Source organism: Brasilonema bromeliae SPC951 (assembly GCF_012912135.1).
Lineage (GTDB): Bacteria > Cyanobacteriota > Cyanobacteriia > Cyanobacteriales > Nostocaceae > Brasilonema > Brasilonema bromeliae.
The window spans coordinates 1-17698 of sequence record NZ_QMEB01000123.1; the positions used below are offsets into that span (position 1 = coordinate 1).

Annotated in this window: 12 protein-coding genes, 2 rRNA genes and 4 pseudogenes; 13 read left to right on the plus strand and 5 right to left on the minus strand. The window is 42.1% G+C overall.

All coding sequences use genetic code 11. The features are described from left to right. The 3 genes from DP116_RS16205 to DP116_RS16215 form a co-directional block, all read left to right on the plus strand. A 23S ribosomal RNA gene (locus DP116_RS16205) occupies positions 1–95 on the plus strand; the annotation flags it as partial. A 119-nt stretch (positions 96–214) separates the two neighbouring features. After that, positions 215–332: ribosomal RNA gene (rrf, locus tag DP116_RS16210) — 5S ribosomal RNA — on the plus strand. 290 nt (positions 333–622) lie between these two features. Then, positions 623–2503 carry an ABC transporter ATP-binding protein gene (locus tag DP116_RS16215; protein ID WP_211173305.1) on the plus strand — a complete coding sequence of 627 codons (1881 nt, stop codon included), beginning with the start codon at positions 623–625 and terminating at the stop codon, positions 2501–2503. A gap of 74 nt (positions 2504–2577) precedes the next feature. On the opposite strand, the pseudogene DP116_RS16220 reads toward DP116_RS16215, so the two are convergent. Beyond that, a pseudogene (locus tag DP116_RS16220) lies at positions 2578–2748 on the minus strand (sucrase ferredoxin); the annotation flags it as partial. Positions 2749–2914: 166 nt separating this feature from the next. Between DP116_RS16220 and DP116_RS16225 the strand changes: the two are divergent. The 9 genes and pseudogenes from DP116_RS16225 to DP116_RS16270 form a co-directional block, all read left to right on the plus strand. Beyond that, positions 2915–3181: pseudogene (locus DP116_RS16225) on the plus strand (ROK family protein); the annotation flags it as partial. A gap of 261 nt (positions 3182–3442) precedes the next feature. Next, the gene (locus tag DP116_RS16235) at positions 3443–3748 is read left to right on the plus strand and encodes a winged helix-turn-helix domain-containing protein (protein ID WP_169156166.1); all 306 of its coding nucleotides are present in this window, start codon (positions 3443–3445) and stop codon (positions 3746–3748) included. Positions 3749–3936: 188 nt separating this feature from the next. After that, a complete protein-coding gene (locus DP116_RS16240; protein ID WP_169156167.1) occupies positions 3937–4314 on the plus strand; it encodes a transposase in 378 nt (125 codons plus the stop codon). Between the two features lie 147 nt (positions 4315–4461). Further along, complete coding sequence (locus DP116_RS16245; protein WP_169156168.1) at positions 4462–4683, plus strand: hypothetical protein; 222 nt, start codon at positions 4462–4464, stop codon at positions 4681–4683. A 198-nt stretch (positions 4684–4881) separates the two neighbouring features. Beyond that, entirely contained in the window at positions 4882–6123 is a 1242-nt protein-coding gene (locus DP116_RS16250; RefSeq protein ID WP_169156169.1) for a DNA cytosine methyltransferase, read from the plus strand. A 140-nt stretch (positions 6124–6263) separates the two neighbouring features. Continuing rightward, entirely contained in the window at positions 6264–7766 is a 1503-nt protein-coding gene (locus tag DP116_RS16255) for an ATP-binding protein (RefSeq protein ID WP_169156175.1), read from the plus strand. Positions 7767–7778: 12 nt separating this feature from the next. Beyond that, entirely contained in the window at positions 7779–10457 is a 2679-nt protein-coding gene (locus tag DP116_RS16260; protein ID WP_169156170.1) for a Z1 domain-containing protein, read from the plus strand. Beyond that, positions 10454–11464, plus strand: a complete 1011-nt coding sequence (locus DP116_RS16265) for a PD-(D/E)XK motif protein (RefSeq protein WP_169156171.1) — start codon at positions 10454–10456, stop codon at positions 11462–11464. Before DP116_RS16260 ends, DP116_RS16265 begins: the two co-directional genes overlap by 4 nt. After that, a complete protein-coding gene (locus DP116_RS16270; protein ID WP_169156172.1) occupies positions 11457–13541 on the plus strand; it encodes an AIPR family protein in 2085 nt (694 codons plus the stop codon). Before DP116_RS16265 ends, DP116_RS16270 begins: the two co-directional genes overlap by 8 nt. Before the next feature lie 141 nt (positions 13542–13682). Here the strand turns inward: DP116_RS16270 and proB are convergent, their stop codons facing one another. The 3 genes and pseudogenes from proB to DP116_RS16285 form a co-directional block, all read right to left on the minus strand. After that, positions 13683–14792 carry a glutamate 5-kinase gene (gene proB, locus DP116_RS16275; protein WP_169156173.1) on the minus strand — a complete coding sequence of 370 codons (1110 nt, stop codon included), beginning with the start codon at positions 14790–14792 and terminating at the stop codon, positions 13683–13685. Between the two features lie 243 nt (positions 14793–15035). Then, the gene (locus tag DP116_RS16280; RefSeq protein WP_169156176.1) at positions 15036–15581 is read right to left on the minus strand and encodes a YqeG family HAD IIIA-type phosphatase; all 546 of its coding nucleotides are present in this window, start codon (positions 15579–15581) and stop codon (positions 15036–15038) included. A gap of 51 nt (positions 15582–15632) precedes the next feature. Then, positions 15633–16161, minus strand: a pseudogene (locus DP116_RS16285) (RNA-guided endonuclease InsQ/TnpB family protein); the annotation flags it as partial. On the opposite strand from DP116_RS16285, the gene DP116_RS16290 reads away from it, so the two are divergent. Beyond that, positions 16134–16391 (plus strand): hypothetical protein, encoded by a 258-nt coding sequence (locus DP116_RS16290; RefSeq protein ID WP_169156174.1) that lies wholly within the window; start codon positions 16134–16136, stop codon positions 16389–16391. The pseudogene DP116_RS16285 and the gene DP116_RS16290 sit on opposite strands and share 28 nt — an antisense overlap. An 864-nt stretch (positions 16392–17255) precedes the next feature. On the opposite strand, the pseudogene DP116_RS29370 reads toward DP116_RS16290, so the two are convergent. Continuing rightward, a pseudogene (locus DP116_RS29370) lies at positions 17256–17636 on the minus strand (HNH endonuclease); the annotation flags it as partial. Positions 17637–17698: the final 62 nt, after the last annotated feature.

The window sequence follows — 17698 nt, forward strand, 5'->3', positions numbered from 1 at the left end:
TAAGGTCACAGGCAGAACACCTGTTAATAGGCGGGAGGTGTACGTGCAGTAATGTATGCAGCCGACCCGTGCTAATAGACCGAGGGCTTGACTTCAAACTCAATTGCGATTCGCGTTTCTGTGCAGTCTTCAGGGTTTTTCTAACTCTCTCATCCAAAACAGATCTTCAAATAGGAAGTTTTGATGACCGAAGTTTGAAATCCCCCAGGGTTTTCCTGGTGTCAATGGCGCGGTGGAACCACTCTGATTCTATCCCGAACTCAGGTGTGAAACGCTGCAGCGGCGACGATAGTTGGTGGGTAGCTGCCTGCGACAATAGCTCGATGCCAGGATTTGATTTCAACTAATACAAAAGGGTGTTGCTAGTTTAAGCAACACCCTTTTGTTCGTTTTTACCTTTTTTCTCTAAATCAGGACTTACGCAAAAATCGCTAAAAAGCTTAATTTGTTGAACCGGCAAGACGCCAAGAACGCGAAGAATTCGTAGAGTGTGCGTAAGTCCTATAAATAACCGCTACATTTATTTAGTGAGTTGAGGTCGTTCAATCAAAACGGTCTCTAAAGTATTGAGGGTAGAAATGGGAAGACTTTAGGTTGTAAAAATTAATATAATGCTCTTATGATGAGCACTTCCAAACCTCGGAAAATTTTTGGCACAGGTCACCGTCGGCGTGAAAACGACTGGCGGTTATTTTTGCGTCTACTACCTTATGTCCGCCGTCGTGGGCGATCGCTAGCGTTTGCTATGTTACTGTTGGTGCCAATAGCTGTTGCTAACGCTGTGCAACCACTGCTTATTGGACAAGTTATCTCCTTAATTCGCCAAGAACAAAGCGCCTATGAGTTTTTAAGAAATCGTCCGTTGTCACAAGGGCTAAATATCATCGAAATATTGTTGCTGATAACAATCAGTGTACGACTGATATTTACAGGTTTTCAAGGTTATTTAGTACAAAAGCTAGGTCAACAAATCACTGCCGAAATTCGTCGAGACTTGTTTGATCATGTCACATCTTTGGCGGTGCGTTTTTTTGATAGAACACCTGTAGGAAAATTAATCACCAGGCTCACCAGTGATGTGGAAGTATTAGGAGATGTGTTTTCCACTGGAGCTATAGGCATTGTGTCAGATTTGTTTTCTATGCTGGTGATTCTTGGTTTTATGTTTTCTATGCAGTGGCAACTGGCTTTTTTGCTATTGATGGTTTTCATACCAATAACAGGTATTATAGTCTACTTACAAAAGCAGTACCGCAAAGCAAATTACAAGACGAGGGAAGAACTTTCTGGACTGAATTCTCAGTTACAAGAAAATATCGTTGGCATTAATGTTGTGCAATTGTTCCGGCGGGAAAAATTCAATGCCGAGTTGTTTCGTGTTAACAATCAACGTTATGTCCACGAGGTAGATAAGACTATCTTTTATGATTCAGCAGTTTCGGCAACACTTGAATGGATTGCCCTAATTTCAATTGCGGCTGTTCTGTGGGTGGGCGGTTATTTACTACTGCAAATAAACTTGACTTTTGGTGTATTATCTGCATTTGTATTGTATGCTCAACGCCTATTCGATCCATTACGAGAGTTTGCGGAAAAATTCACTGTCATCCAAGCTGGTTTCACCGCGATAGAACGCGTGAGTGAAGTTTTGGATGAACGGATAGAGATACACGATCGCGGTAATCCCAGATTCTCAATTTACGATTCTCGGTTAGGTTACATAGACGAAATAACTGATAATCCCGAATTACCAATCGAAAATTCCCAACCTGAATTCGGAGAAATCCGCTTTGAACACGTCTGGTTCGCGTACAAAGATAATGACTATGTCATCAAAGATTTGGACTTTACCATTCATCCTGGTGAGAAAGTGGCGTTAGTAGGTCCGACAGGTGCGGGCAAAAGTTCTATTATCCGTCTTTTGTGTCGCCTTTACGAACCCAACGAAGGACGCATTTTTGTAGATGGTATAGATATCCGCGAAATCCCCCAAGCAGAACTGCGGCGTTACATGGCGGTGATTTTGCAAGAAGGCTTTTTGTTTGCTGGTGATGTCAAAAGCAACATTACCTTAGGAGACAGCTACAGTCTTGAGGAAATTCAACAAGCAGCAGAGAAAACTAACATTGCTCAGTTTATTGAACAACTGCCTCAAGGCTATGATACTCAACTTAGAGAACGGGGTACAAACCTTTCTAGCGGTCAAAAGCAACTTTTAGCATTTGCTCGTGCTGCTATTCGCGATCCACAAATTTTGGTACTGGATGAAGCAACTGCTAGTCTGGATGTAGGAACGGAAGCTCTCATCCAAGAAGCTTTAGACAAACTGTTACTAGGACGTACTGCCATTATTATTGCTCACCGCTTGTCCACCATTCGTAACGTGGATCGAATTTTGGTACTAAAGCGCGGAGAATTAATAGAACAGGGAAGTCATGAAGAGTTGCTGCAACAAGGAGGAATGTACGCTACTTTGCACAATTTACAGATGTTAGCAACTTGACATCTCTGGCTATGTGTAAACACGCCTTCGTTATCCAAAGAACCTGATATTTCTATAGCCAGCGAAGCCTCATTTTATTGAGTACAAGTCGCCAGCTTGTTAGATGCAAGCCAGAAACTATCCACAGCATACTTGGTAAACACCGATTCTTGTACAGCATTGCAAGAAGTTTTCAGTCTCACAGTTTTCGTTTCGTCTTTCACCAGCTTTGCTTGATAACAGTATAAAGAGGCATCTGGCTTTTCAACATTCTGAGCGATAGCGTGTCGCTCAGAATGACACAATACTACATTTCCCAATTTGGTATCACAATTCAGAATGATCCCACGGAGAAATCTAGAGGATTGACTCAAGTTAGTATAGGGAAAGAGAAAAATCCCCAAACTTGTTGCTATGGCTTGTGCTTATTTCCGCTTTTCACCTCCAAATGCAAATGCTGACACTGATTTGGAAATTATGCGTTCTGTGATCAACTCTTTACTAAAGGGAGCGAAACCAGACGCTATTGGTGTTAGCTTTGGCGGACCAGTGGACGCAACAACAGGGAAGGTAAGACTGTCCCATCATGTGCTTGGATGGGAGAATGTTCCTTTGCGCGACTTGCTAGAGGAAGAGTTTGGCGTTCCAGCTTCTGTAGATAACGATGCTAATGTTGCTGCTTTGGGGTTGATTAAATTCGCCACATTACCAATACCCACACCCAGCGCCCAACTAGCCGTGTACAAAATTTCCTGAGCTAAATTATCCCCAGCCGCCGCAGCTTCACTCACCACCTTCCCCGTCACCAACTCCAAATTATCTCCCACCAACTCCCTTAACACGTCTCCTCTTCTTCCTTCGTGTCCTTGGCGTCTTTGCGGTTCGCTGGCAGAACTTATAGGACGGGATCAGGCAACTATTACTCGCGCTTGTGAGAAAATATAAAGATGGAGGACGCGATTGCCCAAAGGGCAGACGCCAAGGGCGTATCGCTTGCTCGAAGTCAAACATGCACCGGGTAAAGTTTCTATTGTTAGCGAGGAAGCCTTGAAACGTCTGAAACAGAGGTTGCAGGAGCCGCAAGGATTTCACAGCTATGGTCAAATTCAACAATGGCTCGTTGCTGAGTTTCAACTGGACATCGCCTATAAAACGGTCTATGAACTCGTTCGCTATCGAATCGGTGCTAAGCTCAAAGTCCCTCGCCCCCAAAGCACCAAACAACATCCACAGAGTCTGTCTCACTTTAAAAAAAACTTCCTCTAGCATTCAAATTCTTGCAGGAGGAATTTGGAGAGGGGAAGCGATTGAGGTACTTGTGCAGAGGAGACAACCCGCTTGGGACTTAAGACGATCGCGGGACGTTTAATTACTGCGGCGGGCGGTTAAACCCCTCGGACTCAGCCAGTGGCAACGTGAGAATTTTTATTTATACGGAGTCGTGGAGCCGTTGAGTGGATACAGCTAATTCTGCCGAGTTTTCTCACCTTGATGGTGACTGTTTTCAGCAGTTTTTGGAGTTGCTTTCTGTTCAACTAGGAGATGATGTTGCGGTTATCCAGTTCGACCAAGGGTCATTTCATCGGGTTAAAGCTCTCGATTGTCCAGAAAATATTATCCCTATTTTTCAACCGCCTCACTCTGCGGAACTTAATCCAATTGAGCGGTTTTGGGAATTTCTCAAATCTAAACTGGAATGGGAAAACTGCAAAACTCTCAACCAACTGCGCCAAAAGTTAGCTCAAGTCCTAGACACAATTACACCTGAGGTGATTGCTTCTCTCACTTCTTACGATTTCATTCTTGAAGCTTTATTTAGCGCAGCTTCATAAAGAATTGGTATTAGCCCAAATGTTGCTGCTAAATAAGGGTCTGGTGATGAATCTCACTCCCATTTAGTGATGTGTTGTATGCCTAGTACCGCTGCGCGGAAGTCAAAAGTCAAAAGTCAAAAGTCAAAAGTATTATGAAATGGGCTTTTGAGCGATTGTAAATGGTTGCCCTATTTACGCCGTGACGTACTAGTTGCCTTGTCACCGTATTTAATGGCAGTTGAAGATAACTCAGGTGTGCGCGAGCCAACAGTTCGCTTACTGTTAGAATGTCTCAACTTTGGGGCACTTTTCAAGATTCCAGCATTGTGGGTAGATGGGCTTTACCAGCGGTTTTTTTTGACGTTTATGGAAATGGCAAAATGGTAATTTTTTTTGATAAAAGTTGTGTTTTTTAAGTTGAATAATCTTTAAATAACTAGCTATATTTTCATGAATTTAAAAGTTCCAATTTAAAAAAACTGTTTTTTCACGATTTAATCTTGACGAGAAAACGATAAAAGCAGAAAATAGTAATGAGTTATGTTATCTGTTCATTTTGTTTAATTTAATATTATTTGTTGAACAATGCCAGCCAAGAATTTAGTGAGCGCTCATAAATTAAAACCTACTGTACTTGATTTATTTTGTGGTGCAGGTGGTATGAGTTTAGGGTTTCAAAATGCTGGATGTAAAATTTTAGCAGGAATAGATCATAGTCCCCACGCTATTAGAACTCATCATAAGAATTTCCCGAACTGTAAACTGAAGCTTAAGCCTCAGGATATTACTAATATAAAGCCACATGATTTGAATTTAAAACCCGGTGAAGTGGATATTGTGGTTGGTGGACCCCCCTGCCAAGTATACTCATTGGTAGGTATTGGTAAAATGCGGTCATTAGGCAGAAAAATTGAAAATGACCCTAGAAATTTTCTGTACCAGAAATTTGTGGAGTTTCTAGATTTTTATCAGCCATTATTTTTTGTAATGGAAAATGTGGATAGCCTAGTAAAAAGAACAATATTTCCGACTATTCTTAGGGAACTAGAGTTTGGTTTACCACGAAAACGAGAAAATTATCCTGGTTATCGAATTCATCATAATATTCTAATAGCTTCAGATTATGGTGTTCCTCAAATTAGGAAACGTCTTTTCATTGTAGGTGTACGTCAAGATTTAGAATATGAATTTGAATTTCCTCAACCACTTAAAAGGAATCCAGTTTCAGTAGGGGAGGCTATTAGCGATTTGATACCACTTACCCCTCCATATCTACCTTTGAAGAGCAAAAATAGTGGATTACCTCAAGAAGATAGCAAAAAGTTTTATCTCACTCATCCGCAATCAAGCTATCAGAAAAAAATGAGAAGAGAAATTACTAAGATGCCAGAGCCAGACGGAGTTATGAATCATATATGTCGCTCTCATAACCCAGTAGATATAATTTGTTTTGCCATGCTTGCCCAAGGTGGAAAATATACAGATTTACCCGAAAATATGAGACGTTATCGTTGGGATATATTTGATGATAAGTATAAACGTTTACCTTGGAATAAACCAGCGTGGACTTTGACTGCTCATATGCGCAAAGATTGTCTGGCTTATATTCATCCTATACAGAATCGTAGTATTTCAGTAAGAGAAGCGGCTAGGCTGCAAAGTTTCCCGGATCACTTCGTTTTTGATGCGCCCATGACCAGAATGTTTGAGTTGGTTGGGAATTCTGTGCCACCGCTTTTGGCGGAAGCGATCGCTAAACCGATTGTTAAACAAGTACAAAATTACTATGAGACTAACCCGAAGGTTGAGCAACTCAGCTTACTTTAGTGTGTTCAGGGAGTGTGCCTTAACGCATCACTTTGAGTCATTTAAATGAGGAATTGCAAAATGATAATATTCGCCGTACAGGTGAAAAATATGTAATTATAACTACTAAGATGAATTGCTCTACCGGGAGTTACAACCGGATGGTTCGTGAACGTGCTAACGACGAATATGACTTGGTTGAACCCCGTGCGCCTGCGATGCTGGAGTCATTACGGGCTTTTGGATACAACATCCAGACTGCGATCGCCGATCTGATTGACAACAGTATCTCTGCTGGGGCAAAGAATGTATGGCTGCAATTTTACTGGGATGGATCTGAGTCTTACATATCTATCCTGGATGACGGCAAAGGCATGACTGAAGCGGAACTAGTGAATGCCATGCGTCCAGGTAGCCGAAATCCTTTGGAAGAAAGAGAACCAAATGATTTGGGAAGATTTGGTTTAGGACTGAAGACGGCATCTTTTTCTCAGTGTAGGCGGCTCACTGTTTGTGCAAAGGCAGTTAATCAAAACTCTGTAACTCGTCGCTGGGATTTAGATTATGTGAGTCAAACAGGAGAGTGGCGGTTACTCCGTTCTGCAGCATCAGGTTCAGAAGAAAGATTAACCGCCTTAGAGCAAATGGAAAGTGGAACAGTGGTGCTGTGGGAGAGTATGGATCGGGTAGTTGGTGGGACAAAAACTGACGATCCAAAGGCACACAACCGCTTTTTAGAAATGATTGAAGATGTGGAAAAGCATCTGACGATGGTATTCCATCGGTTTTTGGAGCGAAAGAATAAGTTACAAATTTGGATTAATCAGCGACTAATTGAGCCTTGGGACCCATTCCTCACAAACGAAAAAGCAACACAGTGGTTGCCAGAAGAGAATCTATACTTCCGAGAAGATAGGGTGGTTATTCAACCTTATGTGCTTCCTCATCACTCAAAAGTAGATTCGCAAACCTATGAAAAAGCTGCGGGTCCAAATGGCTGGAATGCTCAACAAGGTTTTTACATCTACCGTAATGAAAGGATGCTTGTTGCTGGTGACTGGCTTGGTTTAGGTTTACAGAGGGATGAACATTGTAAGCTGGCGCGAATCCAGGTTGATTTGCCAAATTCAATGGATAGCGACTGGAATATCGATGTTAAAAAGTCTAGAGCGCGTCCACCTGCATCTTTACGGGAAGACTTCAAACGCATCGCAAAACTAACGCGAGCAAGAGCATCTGATATATATAGATATCGCGGAAAAGTTATTGCCAGAAAATATTCAGACAATTATGTCTTTACTTGGCTGAAGAAGCTTAAACATGGCAAGGTTTTTTATGTTATTAACCCAGAGCATCCATTAGTTAAAGAAGCGCTAAATATTCCGACAGAATATCGTCAAATTATCAAGGCATTACTTCGACTAATTGAAGAGACTGTTCCTGTTCAGCAAATTTGGCTTGACAGTGCTGTAAGCTCAGAGCAACACAGTCAACCATTTGAGGGAGTCCCTGCAAGAGAAGTCAGAGAAGTGATGATGCAAATTTATCAAGCGTTGATAAAAGATGGTTTAACCACCTCAGAAGCACGGAGCCTGTTAGTAAAAATGGAACCATTTCAGCACTTTGAAGAACTGATAGCGACATTACCTGAATCTACTTATTAGTAAAGACAAAGCATGAATAATTCTAAGGAATATCAACAAGCATTAGATTTTGCACTAGCAATGCTGAAGCACAATGACGAGGTGACGGACGAGTTAATCCGTGAAAAAGTTAACCTTGCTCTTAAGATGATACAGCTTCAAGGTTCAAATGAAAATTTTGACCCAGATACTTTGATTTGGGATTTACAGAGCAGATTTACAGTCAGAATGGCGCAAGCCACCATCCTCGACGGAGAAGAACGTGTAGATTGGCTGCCTAAACGACGGGATAGCATTGAGTGGCGCTTCTGGAAAAGGTATGAACGTTACTTGCTAGAGGAGAAGAAGTTGTCTCCACTGGTTGTTCGTCGTATAGACGAACTTACAGATTCAATTATTGAGCGGATAGAAGATCCGACTAAGAATGGTCATTGGGATCGTCGTGGCATGGTTGCAGGGCAAGTTCAGTCAGGAAAGACTGGTAACTACACTGGTTTAATTTGCAAAGCGGCAGATGCTGGTTATAGGCTAATCATTGTATTAGCAGGTATACACAATAATCTCCGCAGTCAGACGCAGATTCGCCTAGATCAGGGTGTTCTTGGATATAACACTCGACAAAATATGACATTTGACCCAAACAATAGACGGACTGGGGTTGGTAAACTTCGGGGAGAGCAGTTACACCCTGTTCATTCACTTACAAATGCTGAAGAAAGAGGAGATTTTCAGATAACAATCGCCAAACACAGTAATATTGACTTACGAGCGGTGCCAACATTGCTTGTTGTCAAGAAAAATGGCTCAATTCTCAAAAATTTAATCAATTGGGCAACCAAAAGACATGGTGAAAAAGACCCAGCTACAGGGCGGCTTATTGTACATGATATACCACTTTTATTAATTGATGATGAATGTGACAATGCATCAATTAATACAAGAGAAGACGATACAAATCCAACTACAATCAATGCTCGTATCCGTGAACTACTAAATAGTTTTTCTCAAAGTGCTTACGTTGGCTACACAGCTACTCCCTTCGCCAATATTTTTATTGATGTTAATAGTAATACCCACAAGCACGGAGATGACCTGTTTCCACGAGACTTTATTATCAACCTTCCTGCCCCAGACAATTATGTCGGATCATCTCGCGTCTTTGGCATTACTGCCGATCCTGATTCAGGACTAGAAGAACAAGATGGCTTACCAATTGTTCATACAGTCAAAGATTATCAAGATTGGATGCCCGACACCCATAAAACAGATCATGTTCCGAGTGAATTGCCTTACTCACTGAAAAAAGCTGTGAAATCTTTTATCATCTCCTGTGCTGCTAGGATGGCACGGGGACAAGATAAAGAACATAATTCAATGCTGGTTCATGTAACGCGATGGAATGAAGTTCAAATCTTAGTTAAAAACCAAGTTCATAATGAAATAAAAAATATACAGCATCGATTACGATATGGAGAAGGTGGTTATCAAAAAAAAATTTCAGAAGAATTTAGAAGGCTTTGGGAAGAAGACTTTGTACCGACAACAAAAGCTATAGATGATCCTGAAAAAAAACTGCTTACATGGCAAGAAGTTGAGAAATTCCTAGAACCAGCAGCACAAAAAATTCAAGTAAAAACCATTAACGGTAAAGCAAAAGAAGTACTAGATTACGAAGATAACCCAGATGGAATCAGTGTGATTGCAATTGGTGGCGATAAACTTTCACGGGGTCTGACTCTTGAAGGTTTAACTGTCAGCTACTTCCTGAGAGCATCAAAAATGTATGATACTTTGATGCAAATGGGAAGGTGGTTTGGATATAGACCAGGATACCTTGATCTCTGCCGATTGTACACATCAGAAGAATTAATTTATTGGTATCAACACATTACACTAGCGAACGAGGAACTTAGACAGGAGTTTGACTACATGGCGATGCTGAACAAAACGCCATCTAATTTTGGTCTACGGGTGAGAACGCATTCTGATGGACTAACAATTTCCAATGTAGGAAAAATTAGAAAAGGAAAAGTTTTACGTGTTACTTATGCTGGTGCTATTACTGAAACTGTAGCTTTCGATAAAAACCCAGCCATTAATAATAAAAATATTGATTCCTTTGTCAAATTTTTGAATTTAATTGGTAAACCAGAAAAGGAACCTAGAATCAATAACATTGATGCCTATGTATGGACTAATTTGGATGGAAATGACATTGTAGCTTTACTTAAAGAAGTTAAGACACATCGGGATTCAATTAGGGCAAACAGTCAACTTTTGGCTGATTACGTCAGTCAACAGATTATGAAGAATGAACTCAGGAATTGGACTGTTGTTCTGAAATCCAAAAAAGATGCAAAAAAACCGTTAGTTGGTAAGTATGAAGTTGGTCTATACAAACGGACAGGTTCAAAAGCCAGCAACTCAGAAAGATACTCAATTCAAAGACTTGTTAGCCCTGATGATGAGGTTATTTACCTTCCTGGAGGAAGTCGGCAAATTAAGGACAAAAAGACTTTTAGAGAAAATAGAGATCCTGATAGAGGTCTGCTTCTAATTTACCCCCTTGATCCAGCAGAGGCAGGATTGGAAGGAAACCCTATTTTGGGATTTGCGCTTAGTTTTCCAGGTAGTCAAAATGCTAGCAGTGTTGAGTATCTGGTAAACAACGTTTACTATGCACAGGAATTTGGAGAAGAAAATCAGGAATGAGTATTCGTGAACTCTGGACTGAACTCGAAAAAAGTATCAAACTAGGTGGTTCTGAATACCTAGTTCGCAGAGTCAGACCAGATTGTGCCTGTGACTTACGTATAGGAGTTCAAGAACCAACTGGAAACAGAATGTTACTTCTAAAGATCAGACGTAGTTCTGCCTCATCTATTGTAGACTTTCCAAGTTCTGAAGGTTTTGAAGTTCGACGAATTTTATTACCTAGTGATGGGGAAAATTATGTTACTCTACAACTCGTTCTTACCCAAAATAGGTATGCTGATATTTTTACTAGCTTAGTAGATGATGTTATAGAAGGAGTCGCTGGAAAACAAAAAGAAAAAGCAGCATTAGAAGAATTTATAATCCGGCTAAGGCGATGGCAATCTTTTTTCAAACAGCATTCACCGGATGGACTAAGCAAAACTCAACAGCAAGGATTATATGGTGAACTCTGGTTTCTGCGTCAAGTTATAATTCCCCAACTGGGTTCTCGTCAAAGTATCCAATACTGGACTGGTCCCAGAGGAACGCAACAAGATTTCCAATTTCCAAACTGTGCAGTTGAGGTTAAAACAACTGTAGAAAAGCAGCATCAAAAACTGAGTATTTCTAGTGAACGGCAGTTAGACGGTACTGGTACGGGTACACTAATTCTTGTTCATTTATCCCTTGATGTCAGACAAGGACGCGGTGAGTCGTTACCTGATATTGTTAACAGCGTCAGAATCTTAGTCCAAAATGACCCCATAGCCAAGGAAGAATTAGAAACACTCCTGTTGGAAGTTGGCTATCTGGATATACATACCCCCCGTTATGAAGAAATCGGCTACACCCAACGAGAGGTTAACTATTTCAAAGTCGAGGGAGATTTTCCCAGAATTGTCGAAGCGGATTTGCCCAATGGCGTTGGGGATGTTCGCTACAGCATTAGCGTTGCTGAATGTAAACGCTTCTCCCTACCAGAATTAGATGTCATTTCTCTAATCGGGTGCAACTATGAATGAGCAAACCAAATTAATTCAGTTTGCCGCAGAGCTTATACAAGAGGTAATTAATAATTCTGAAGCTGGACAAGATAATGAAGATGGTGAAGGTGATTCTTTTCGCGAAGATGAATTTACCCGCCTCATGATTGAATATCTGACTGATGCTGGAGAACTAGATGATGGAGAAGTTTGCTACCATCGCAATCGCGGTATTAAAGTTAACGGCTACAGCATTAATCAAGATTTTGAATGTCTGAATTTATTTATTTCTATTTATACTCAAAGTATTCCGCCTGTGACTGTCACCAAGCAAGAGGTTGAAACAGCATTTCGCAGGCTTACAAATTTTTTACAGAAAGCACTCAAGGGATACCATCTGTCTATTGAGGAAGCCTCCAGTGTTTTCGATATGGCGCTTCAAATTCATGACTTGAGAACACAACTTAGCCAAATTAGGCTGTACTTATTTACAGATGGTCGTACAACTATTGATGTCAAACAACATGAAACGATTGAAAATATAACTTGCTCGTTTCATGTTTGGGATATTGAAAGAACTTACCGTTGTCTGAGTTCAGGTAAGCAGCGGGAAACCATTGAAATTGACTTTGAATCCCAATATGGGGTAGCAATTCCTTGTTTGCCAATGCCAAGGTCTAATTCAGACTACACTGCTTACATGGTAATCATTCCGGGTGAAATTCTTTACAAAATCTACGCTGAATATGGTCCTCGTCTGCTAGAACGCAATGTTCGTTCTTTTCTGCAAGCGAGAGGAAAAGTTAACAAGGGAATTCGACAAACAATCCTGCAAGAACCCCATCGTTTTTTAGCATATAACAATGGCATTTCTGCAACTGCGGAAGCTGTGGAGTTAGTTGATTTACCGGGAGGCGGTAAAGGTATCAAATCCGCACGGGATTTACAAATTGTTAATGGAGGTCAAACCACTGTATCTATTTATCAAGCAGCCAAGAAAGACAAAGCAGATGTATCTAACATTTATGTACAAGCAAAACTGTCAGTAGTAGCGCCTGAAAAAGCCAATGAAATCGTCCCCCTGATATCCCGTTACGCTAACAACCAAAATAAAGTCAATGAAGCAGATTTTTCAGCGAACGATCCGTTCCACATTCAAATCGAGGAATTTTCTCGCACCATCTGGGCACCTGCAGTAGATGGAACGCAGCGACAGACTCGTTGGTTTTATGAACGGACACGGGGACAGTACCTTGATGTAAAGGGACGTGAGGGAACTGCAGCAAAAAAGAAAATCTTTACTACTACGCATCCCACCTCACAGAAATTTACTAAGACAGATTTAGCCAAGTTTGAGAATACTTGGAATCAGTTACCCCATTTGGTTAGTCTTGGTGCTGAGAAAAACTTTCGTGAGTTTACAATTCAATTGGCTAAACGCGGCAAATTCCAACCAGATGAAGACTATTTCAAGCGACTCATTGCCAAAGCTATTCTTTTCAGAAAAACAGAAAAGATTGTGCAAGTCCAGCAATTTGGTGGCTATCGTGCCAATATTGTCACATATACACTTGCTTACCTAAGTAACAAAACAGCACAACAAATTGATTTAGAACGGATTTGGAGAGAACAGGGTCTTTCACCAGCATTGCAGGAAGCAATTAAAATAGTATCCTATCAAGTTCATCAAGTTATTATCAATCCTCCTGGCGGTCGTAATGTAACTGAATGGTGTAAGAAAGAAGAATGCTGGAAGCAAATTCAGACTATTGAGATTGAGTTACCAAATGAATTTTGGAATGAATTAATTTCAGTTGATACAAAGCCAAATCAAATTGATAAAGGAATCGAAAGTCCTGATACAGAAGACTTAAAAGTTATTGTACAAATCAACGAAGTATCAGATGAAACTTGGTTTCAGCTTGCTCATTGGGCAAAAGAAACAGATAACTTGCACTCTTGGCAACGAAGCCTAGCGTTTAGTCTTGGAAAACTTGCTGCTAAACGAAAGAGTCCATCTTATAAACAAGCCAATGAGGGTATAAAGATTTTGCACGAAGCAGAGCAACTAGGGTTTAAATATACACATGACAGCAATGGCAAGATTTCCGTTTAGTAACAAAAATTTCTGCCATAATTGCAGCTGTCACCTCACGCATGAAATGGAGGCGTTCAGCGCTCCGCGCTGTAGCGTTTGCGCAGCGCCCCCTTAGGGGCTAGCTATCGCCTGTATCTCTTTTGATGTCGTATACGATTTCTACGTCAAAACCAAATTATCCCGATGAACCACGGTTTCCGCACCAACATAACCTAAAATAGCAGCAATTTCACTAGAACGGCGTCCGCGAATCTTTTGTAATTCGGTGCTACTGTAGTTCACCAATCCTCTGGCAACTTCATGACCATTTTTATCACACAATTGCACTGCTTCTTGAGTGTCAAATTCCCCTTCTACTGTGGTAATACCAGCAGCTAACAACGATTTGCCACCACCAGAAATTGCTAGCACTGCTCCCGCATCCAAATAGAGTTTCCCAGCAGGAATCAAACCATAAGCTATCCAACGTTTACGGGCGGAAGTTGGTTCTGGTTGTGGTTCAAAGTGAGTACCAATGGTTTCGCCCTGTAAAATTTTTTCGATATTGTGCGGATATCGTCCTTGAGTAATGACGGTGCGAACACCAGCAGCGATCGCAATTCGTGCTGCAGAAATTTTGGTCACCATACCGCCAGTACCCCATTGGGAACCTTGTGTCCCTGTTTGCACCTGTAATTCTGCTAACTCTTTGATGTTGCTCACTAAAGCAATGGGTTGGGCATCAGGTACAGAACGGGGATCAGCTGAGTAAAGCCTATCAACATCGGTGAGCAAAAAGAGCCAATCTGCTTCCACTAAGCTAGCAACGAGGGCAGAAAGGGTGTCATTATCCCCAAATTTCAGTTCTTCCACTGCGACTGTATCATTTTCATTCACCACTGGAATGACTCCTAGTTCGAGTAATTCTCGGAACGTGTTGTAGACGTTAAGGTAACGACTGCGCTGAACTAAGTCACTACGGCTGAGCAAAACCTGAGCAATTGGCTGTTGCAGTGTCGTAAATAAATCGTCGTACACTCGTATTAATCTGCCTTGCCCTACTGCTGCAACTGCCTGTTTTAGGGCGATCGCCTTAGGACGTTCTGTTAACCCTAGCCGCCCACAACCCACTCCCACAGCGCCAGAGGATACCAAAATGACCTTATAACCCTGTCGTCGCAGATGTGAAAGGGTTTCTGCTAAAGTCGCGATTGTGGAAAGTGCCAGTTGTCCGGTTTCTGGTTGAGTCAGGCTGGAGGTGCCAATTTTGACGACAATTGTTTTAGTCATTAGTCATTAGTCATTAGTTATTAGTCATTCGTTTTATGACATAGGACTAGGGACAATCAACTAAATTGTGAAGCGCCAGACCCTCTATAATCTTGAGGCTGACGCTTCACTTTTTTATATTGAGTTGTTATCACTTAGGGTCTTTATTTTGGCTGACCCCTTTGTTATTTATACTTATTATGATTGCAGATTTTTGTTTGAAACAAAGTTTTTTTTATTTTTTCTTTAGATTTACTTTCCTGACTATTTATCAATTTTTGTAACCCTTCTTGTCTTAGGAGTAATAGAAGCACCGAGAATTTCAGATAGCCAAACTTCAAAGTTGCGTATCGGATGGGAGCGAAGAGCAACATCTGGATGAATAATTGGTTCTACCAGAATAGTAAACATTCCTAAGCGATTACCTGCCAAGACATCAGTGAATAATCTATCTCCCACCATGCCTACCTGGTGTACAGGTAAATTCATCGCTTTGAGTGCTTGCCGAATTTTACGTCGCGAGGGCTTGGCAGCACCTAAGAAATAGGGCAGGTTGAGCGATCGCGCAATTCCACCAATCCGAGTTTCACTCAGGTTATTACTAACCAAACACAACTTGACAAAGGGGCGCATTTGTTCTACCCACTGTCGCAGTTCCACAGAAGCTGAGGCGGCTCTAATTGGTACTAATGTTTCATCTACATCCAACACCAGCCCCAAGAGCCCATTTTTTTGGATCATGTCTGGTGTGAGGTTCAACACTGAACCTTCTAAAATCAAGCTAGGCTGTATGAGATTGTTCCAGTGCATAGTCATTAGTCATTACTCATTAATCATTGGCATTAATTGACACTCCTCGGGCTAAAGCCGCGAGGATTCTTGGTTCGTTGACTCGCCACTAAGCAGCAGGTTTGCACCAACTGCCCAGGAGGGCAAATCTCCCACGCCAGGTGCTTCAAGTCGGGGAACCCGCTGTTAGCACCTGGCTCCCAAGCGTAAGTTCCCGTGTGCCCCACGGTACTGAGTCCTCTTTTCAGGATGTTGATTGCTGCATTCACGTCTCTGTCTTCTACGAACCCACAATGTGGACACACGTGAGTTCTAGTGGATAGGGATTTTTTTACTTTCTGACCACAGTTAGAGCAATTCTGGCTTGTATTATGGGGAGGCACAGCAACTGTGACCTTCCTATACTTGTGACCAAAATACTCTAACCACGACCGGAAAGTTGACCAACCAGCGTCAGATATTGATTTAGCCAGATGACGATTACGTACCAAACCTTTCACATTTAAGTCTAGCCTGCGGCAAGCCGCTTCGCGTCTACATAAGCTACCAAATCGTTAGATTGGATGAGGAGGTGTGCCAATCTCTTGCAATACTCTTTTCTTGCCTAGGTTGAGTCGGTGGGGACTATTATGTCCCGCACCTCCCCTCCGCGATCCGGACGTGCCCATTTCTGTGCAGTTAGAGTCGATGTCCGTATTGCTACAGCGCACCTCTCCTTCAGAACCGGACGTGCGAGTTTCCCCGCATCCGGCTCCTAGCAACCTGTGGGTAACTGGGTACACAACCCAAAATCCCATTCATAAACCGTTTTCAGGAATTGACAGACCTTAATCACCGTCTTGAGCCTTCCAAACATTTGGAGTTTTGCATTCCCCTGTTCGCTGGGCAGTTGCAGCTTCAGTCCTTCCGACTTGTTCGCACGACCAACGTTTTCCTTGGATTGTCGGTCTATGTTCCACCTAGTCCGATCTACGCCGTTTTTCGGGGCGCGTGTGTGCTTGCCCGTCCGCGTCAATACGTCCTGCTACCAATCCCAGTGGTATTATCTTACTTAGAATTAAGTCGATTACAGTCCGCTTGTCTACGCATGGTCTAATCCATTTTTAGACTTCTCGGTTGCCGGGGGCAATTTCGTTCCCCCATCCTACCCGTCTCCTTCCGGTAAGGAATTAATCACTTCCCTCCACCCAGGTTGTCAACCCTGAGAAGTTGGAGACGTTTTTCCTCGTTCCGTTCCCTAGATTGTTTTGATACCGAATGGGTCACCATTTCGCCTACCACCAACCCAAAGGTTATGCAGCTAATGCCGGAACTGCTGCGGGTTTATAGGTGATGAAGTCGAGATTTGGCCAGGTTCTCGCTTTCGGGTAAGGCGCTTTTTCAAGTGCTTCGCATATAGCTCACCCTAGTATCTCCCCGTTAGCGCAAAGCTCTGCGGGGGAAGCTTCCCCCGCAAGACTTTGCGCCAGTGTTGTTACCTGCTTGTTTTACAACTGATTACGCCCTGTTTCCAGCTTCGCTCTGGTAATTAACCTCGACGTGGACTAGACGCGGGAGTCACTTCTAACCCTGAAGGGGAGGACTTGCACCTCCATCCAAGGAACAGTTATGAGATTTTCAAGGTTCTACCTTGACGTTCTCACCGCAGCTTATGTATTAGGCTGCGAACGAGTCGCACTCCGGCTCCCGATATTCTTAGGGCTTATCCCTTTTACCCATGTGGATATAATCGTGACAACTTTCATGAACTGCTAACAGATTTTTTGTTTTGCAGTTGCTGTGGTTGCCGTCTTTGTGGTGCAGGTGTACTCGTTCTTCACTTGTGAACCTTAAGCCACAATATCCGCATGTATGGTTCTGTCTTTTGAGGGCTTTGGAAGTTTCTCCGTTATATAATTCACTATTGCGAGTGCTCCAGTAAATTATGTCTCCGTCATAGGGAGATTTATTCCCTGTTACGTTGACGTGTTTATGTTCGGAGTGAGGTACTGCTGGAAACGATTTGTCAATTAATTTATTTGTTGACTCTCGTTTTAAACTGGCTTCCTTGTTGAAGACTTTCCACGTTCTGCTTCTTATACCAATCCGTATTCACACAAGGCAATACTAACGCTGCCATCTCTCCCAATGATGGCGCG

Bases quoted from the DNA above. Each gene is read 5' to 3' on its own strand.
- DP116_RS16215 (WP_211173305.1), top strand. From the start codon at position 623: ATGAGCACTTCCAAACCTCGGAAAATTTTTGGCACAGGTCACCGTCGG.
- DP116_RS16250 (WP_169156169.1), top strand. From the start codon at position 4,882: ATGCCAGCCAAGAATTTAGTGAGCGCTCATAAATTAAAACCTACTGTA.
- DP116_RS16255 (WP_169156175.1), top strand. From the start codon at position 6,264: ATGGTTCGTGAACGTGCTAACGACGAATATGACTTGGTTGAACCCCGT.
- DP116_RS16260 (WP_169156170.1), top strand. From the start codon at position 7,779: ATGAATAATTCTAAGGAATATCAACAAGCATTAGATTTTGCACTAGCA.
- DP116_RS16265 (WP_169156171.1), top strand. From the start codon at position 10,454: ATGAGTATTCGTGAACTCTGGACTGAACTCGAAAAAAGTATCAAACTA.
- DP116_RS16270 (WP_169156172.1), top strand. From the start codon at position 11,457: ATGAATGAGCAAACCAAATTAATTCAGTTTGCCGCAGAGCTTATACAA.
- proB (WP_169156173.1), bottom strand. From the start codon at position 14,792: ATGACTAAAACAATTGTCGTCAAAATTGGCACCTCCAGCCTGACTCAA.
- DP116_RS16280 (WP_169156176.1), bottom strand. From the start codon at position 15,581: ATGCACTGGAACAATCTCATACAGCCTAGCTTGATTTTAGAAGGTTCA.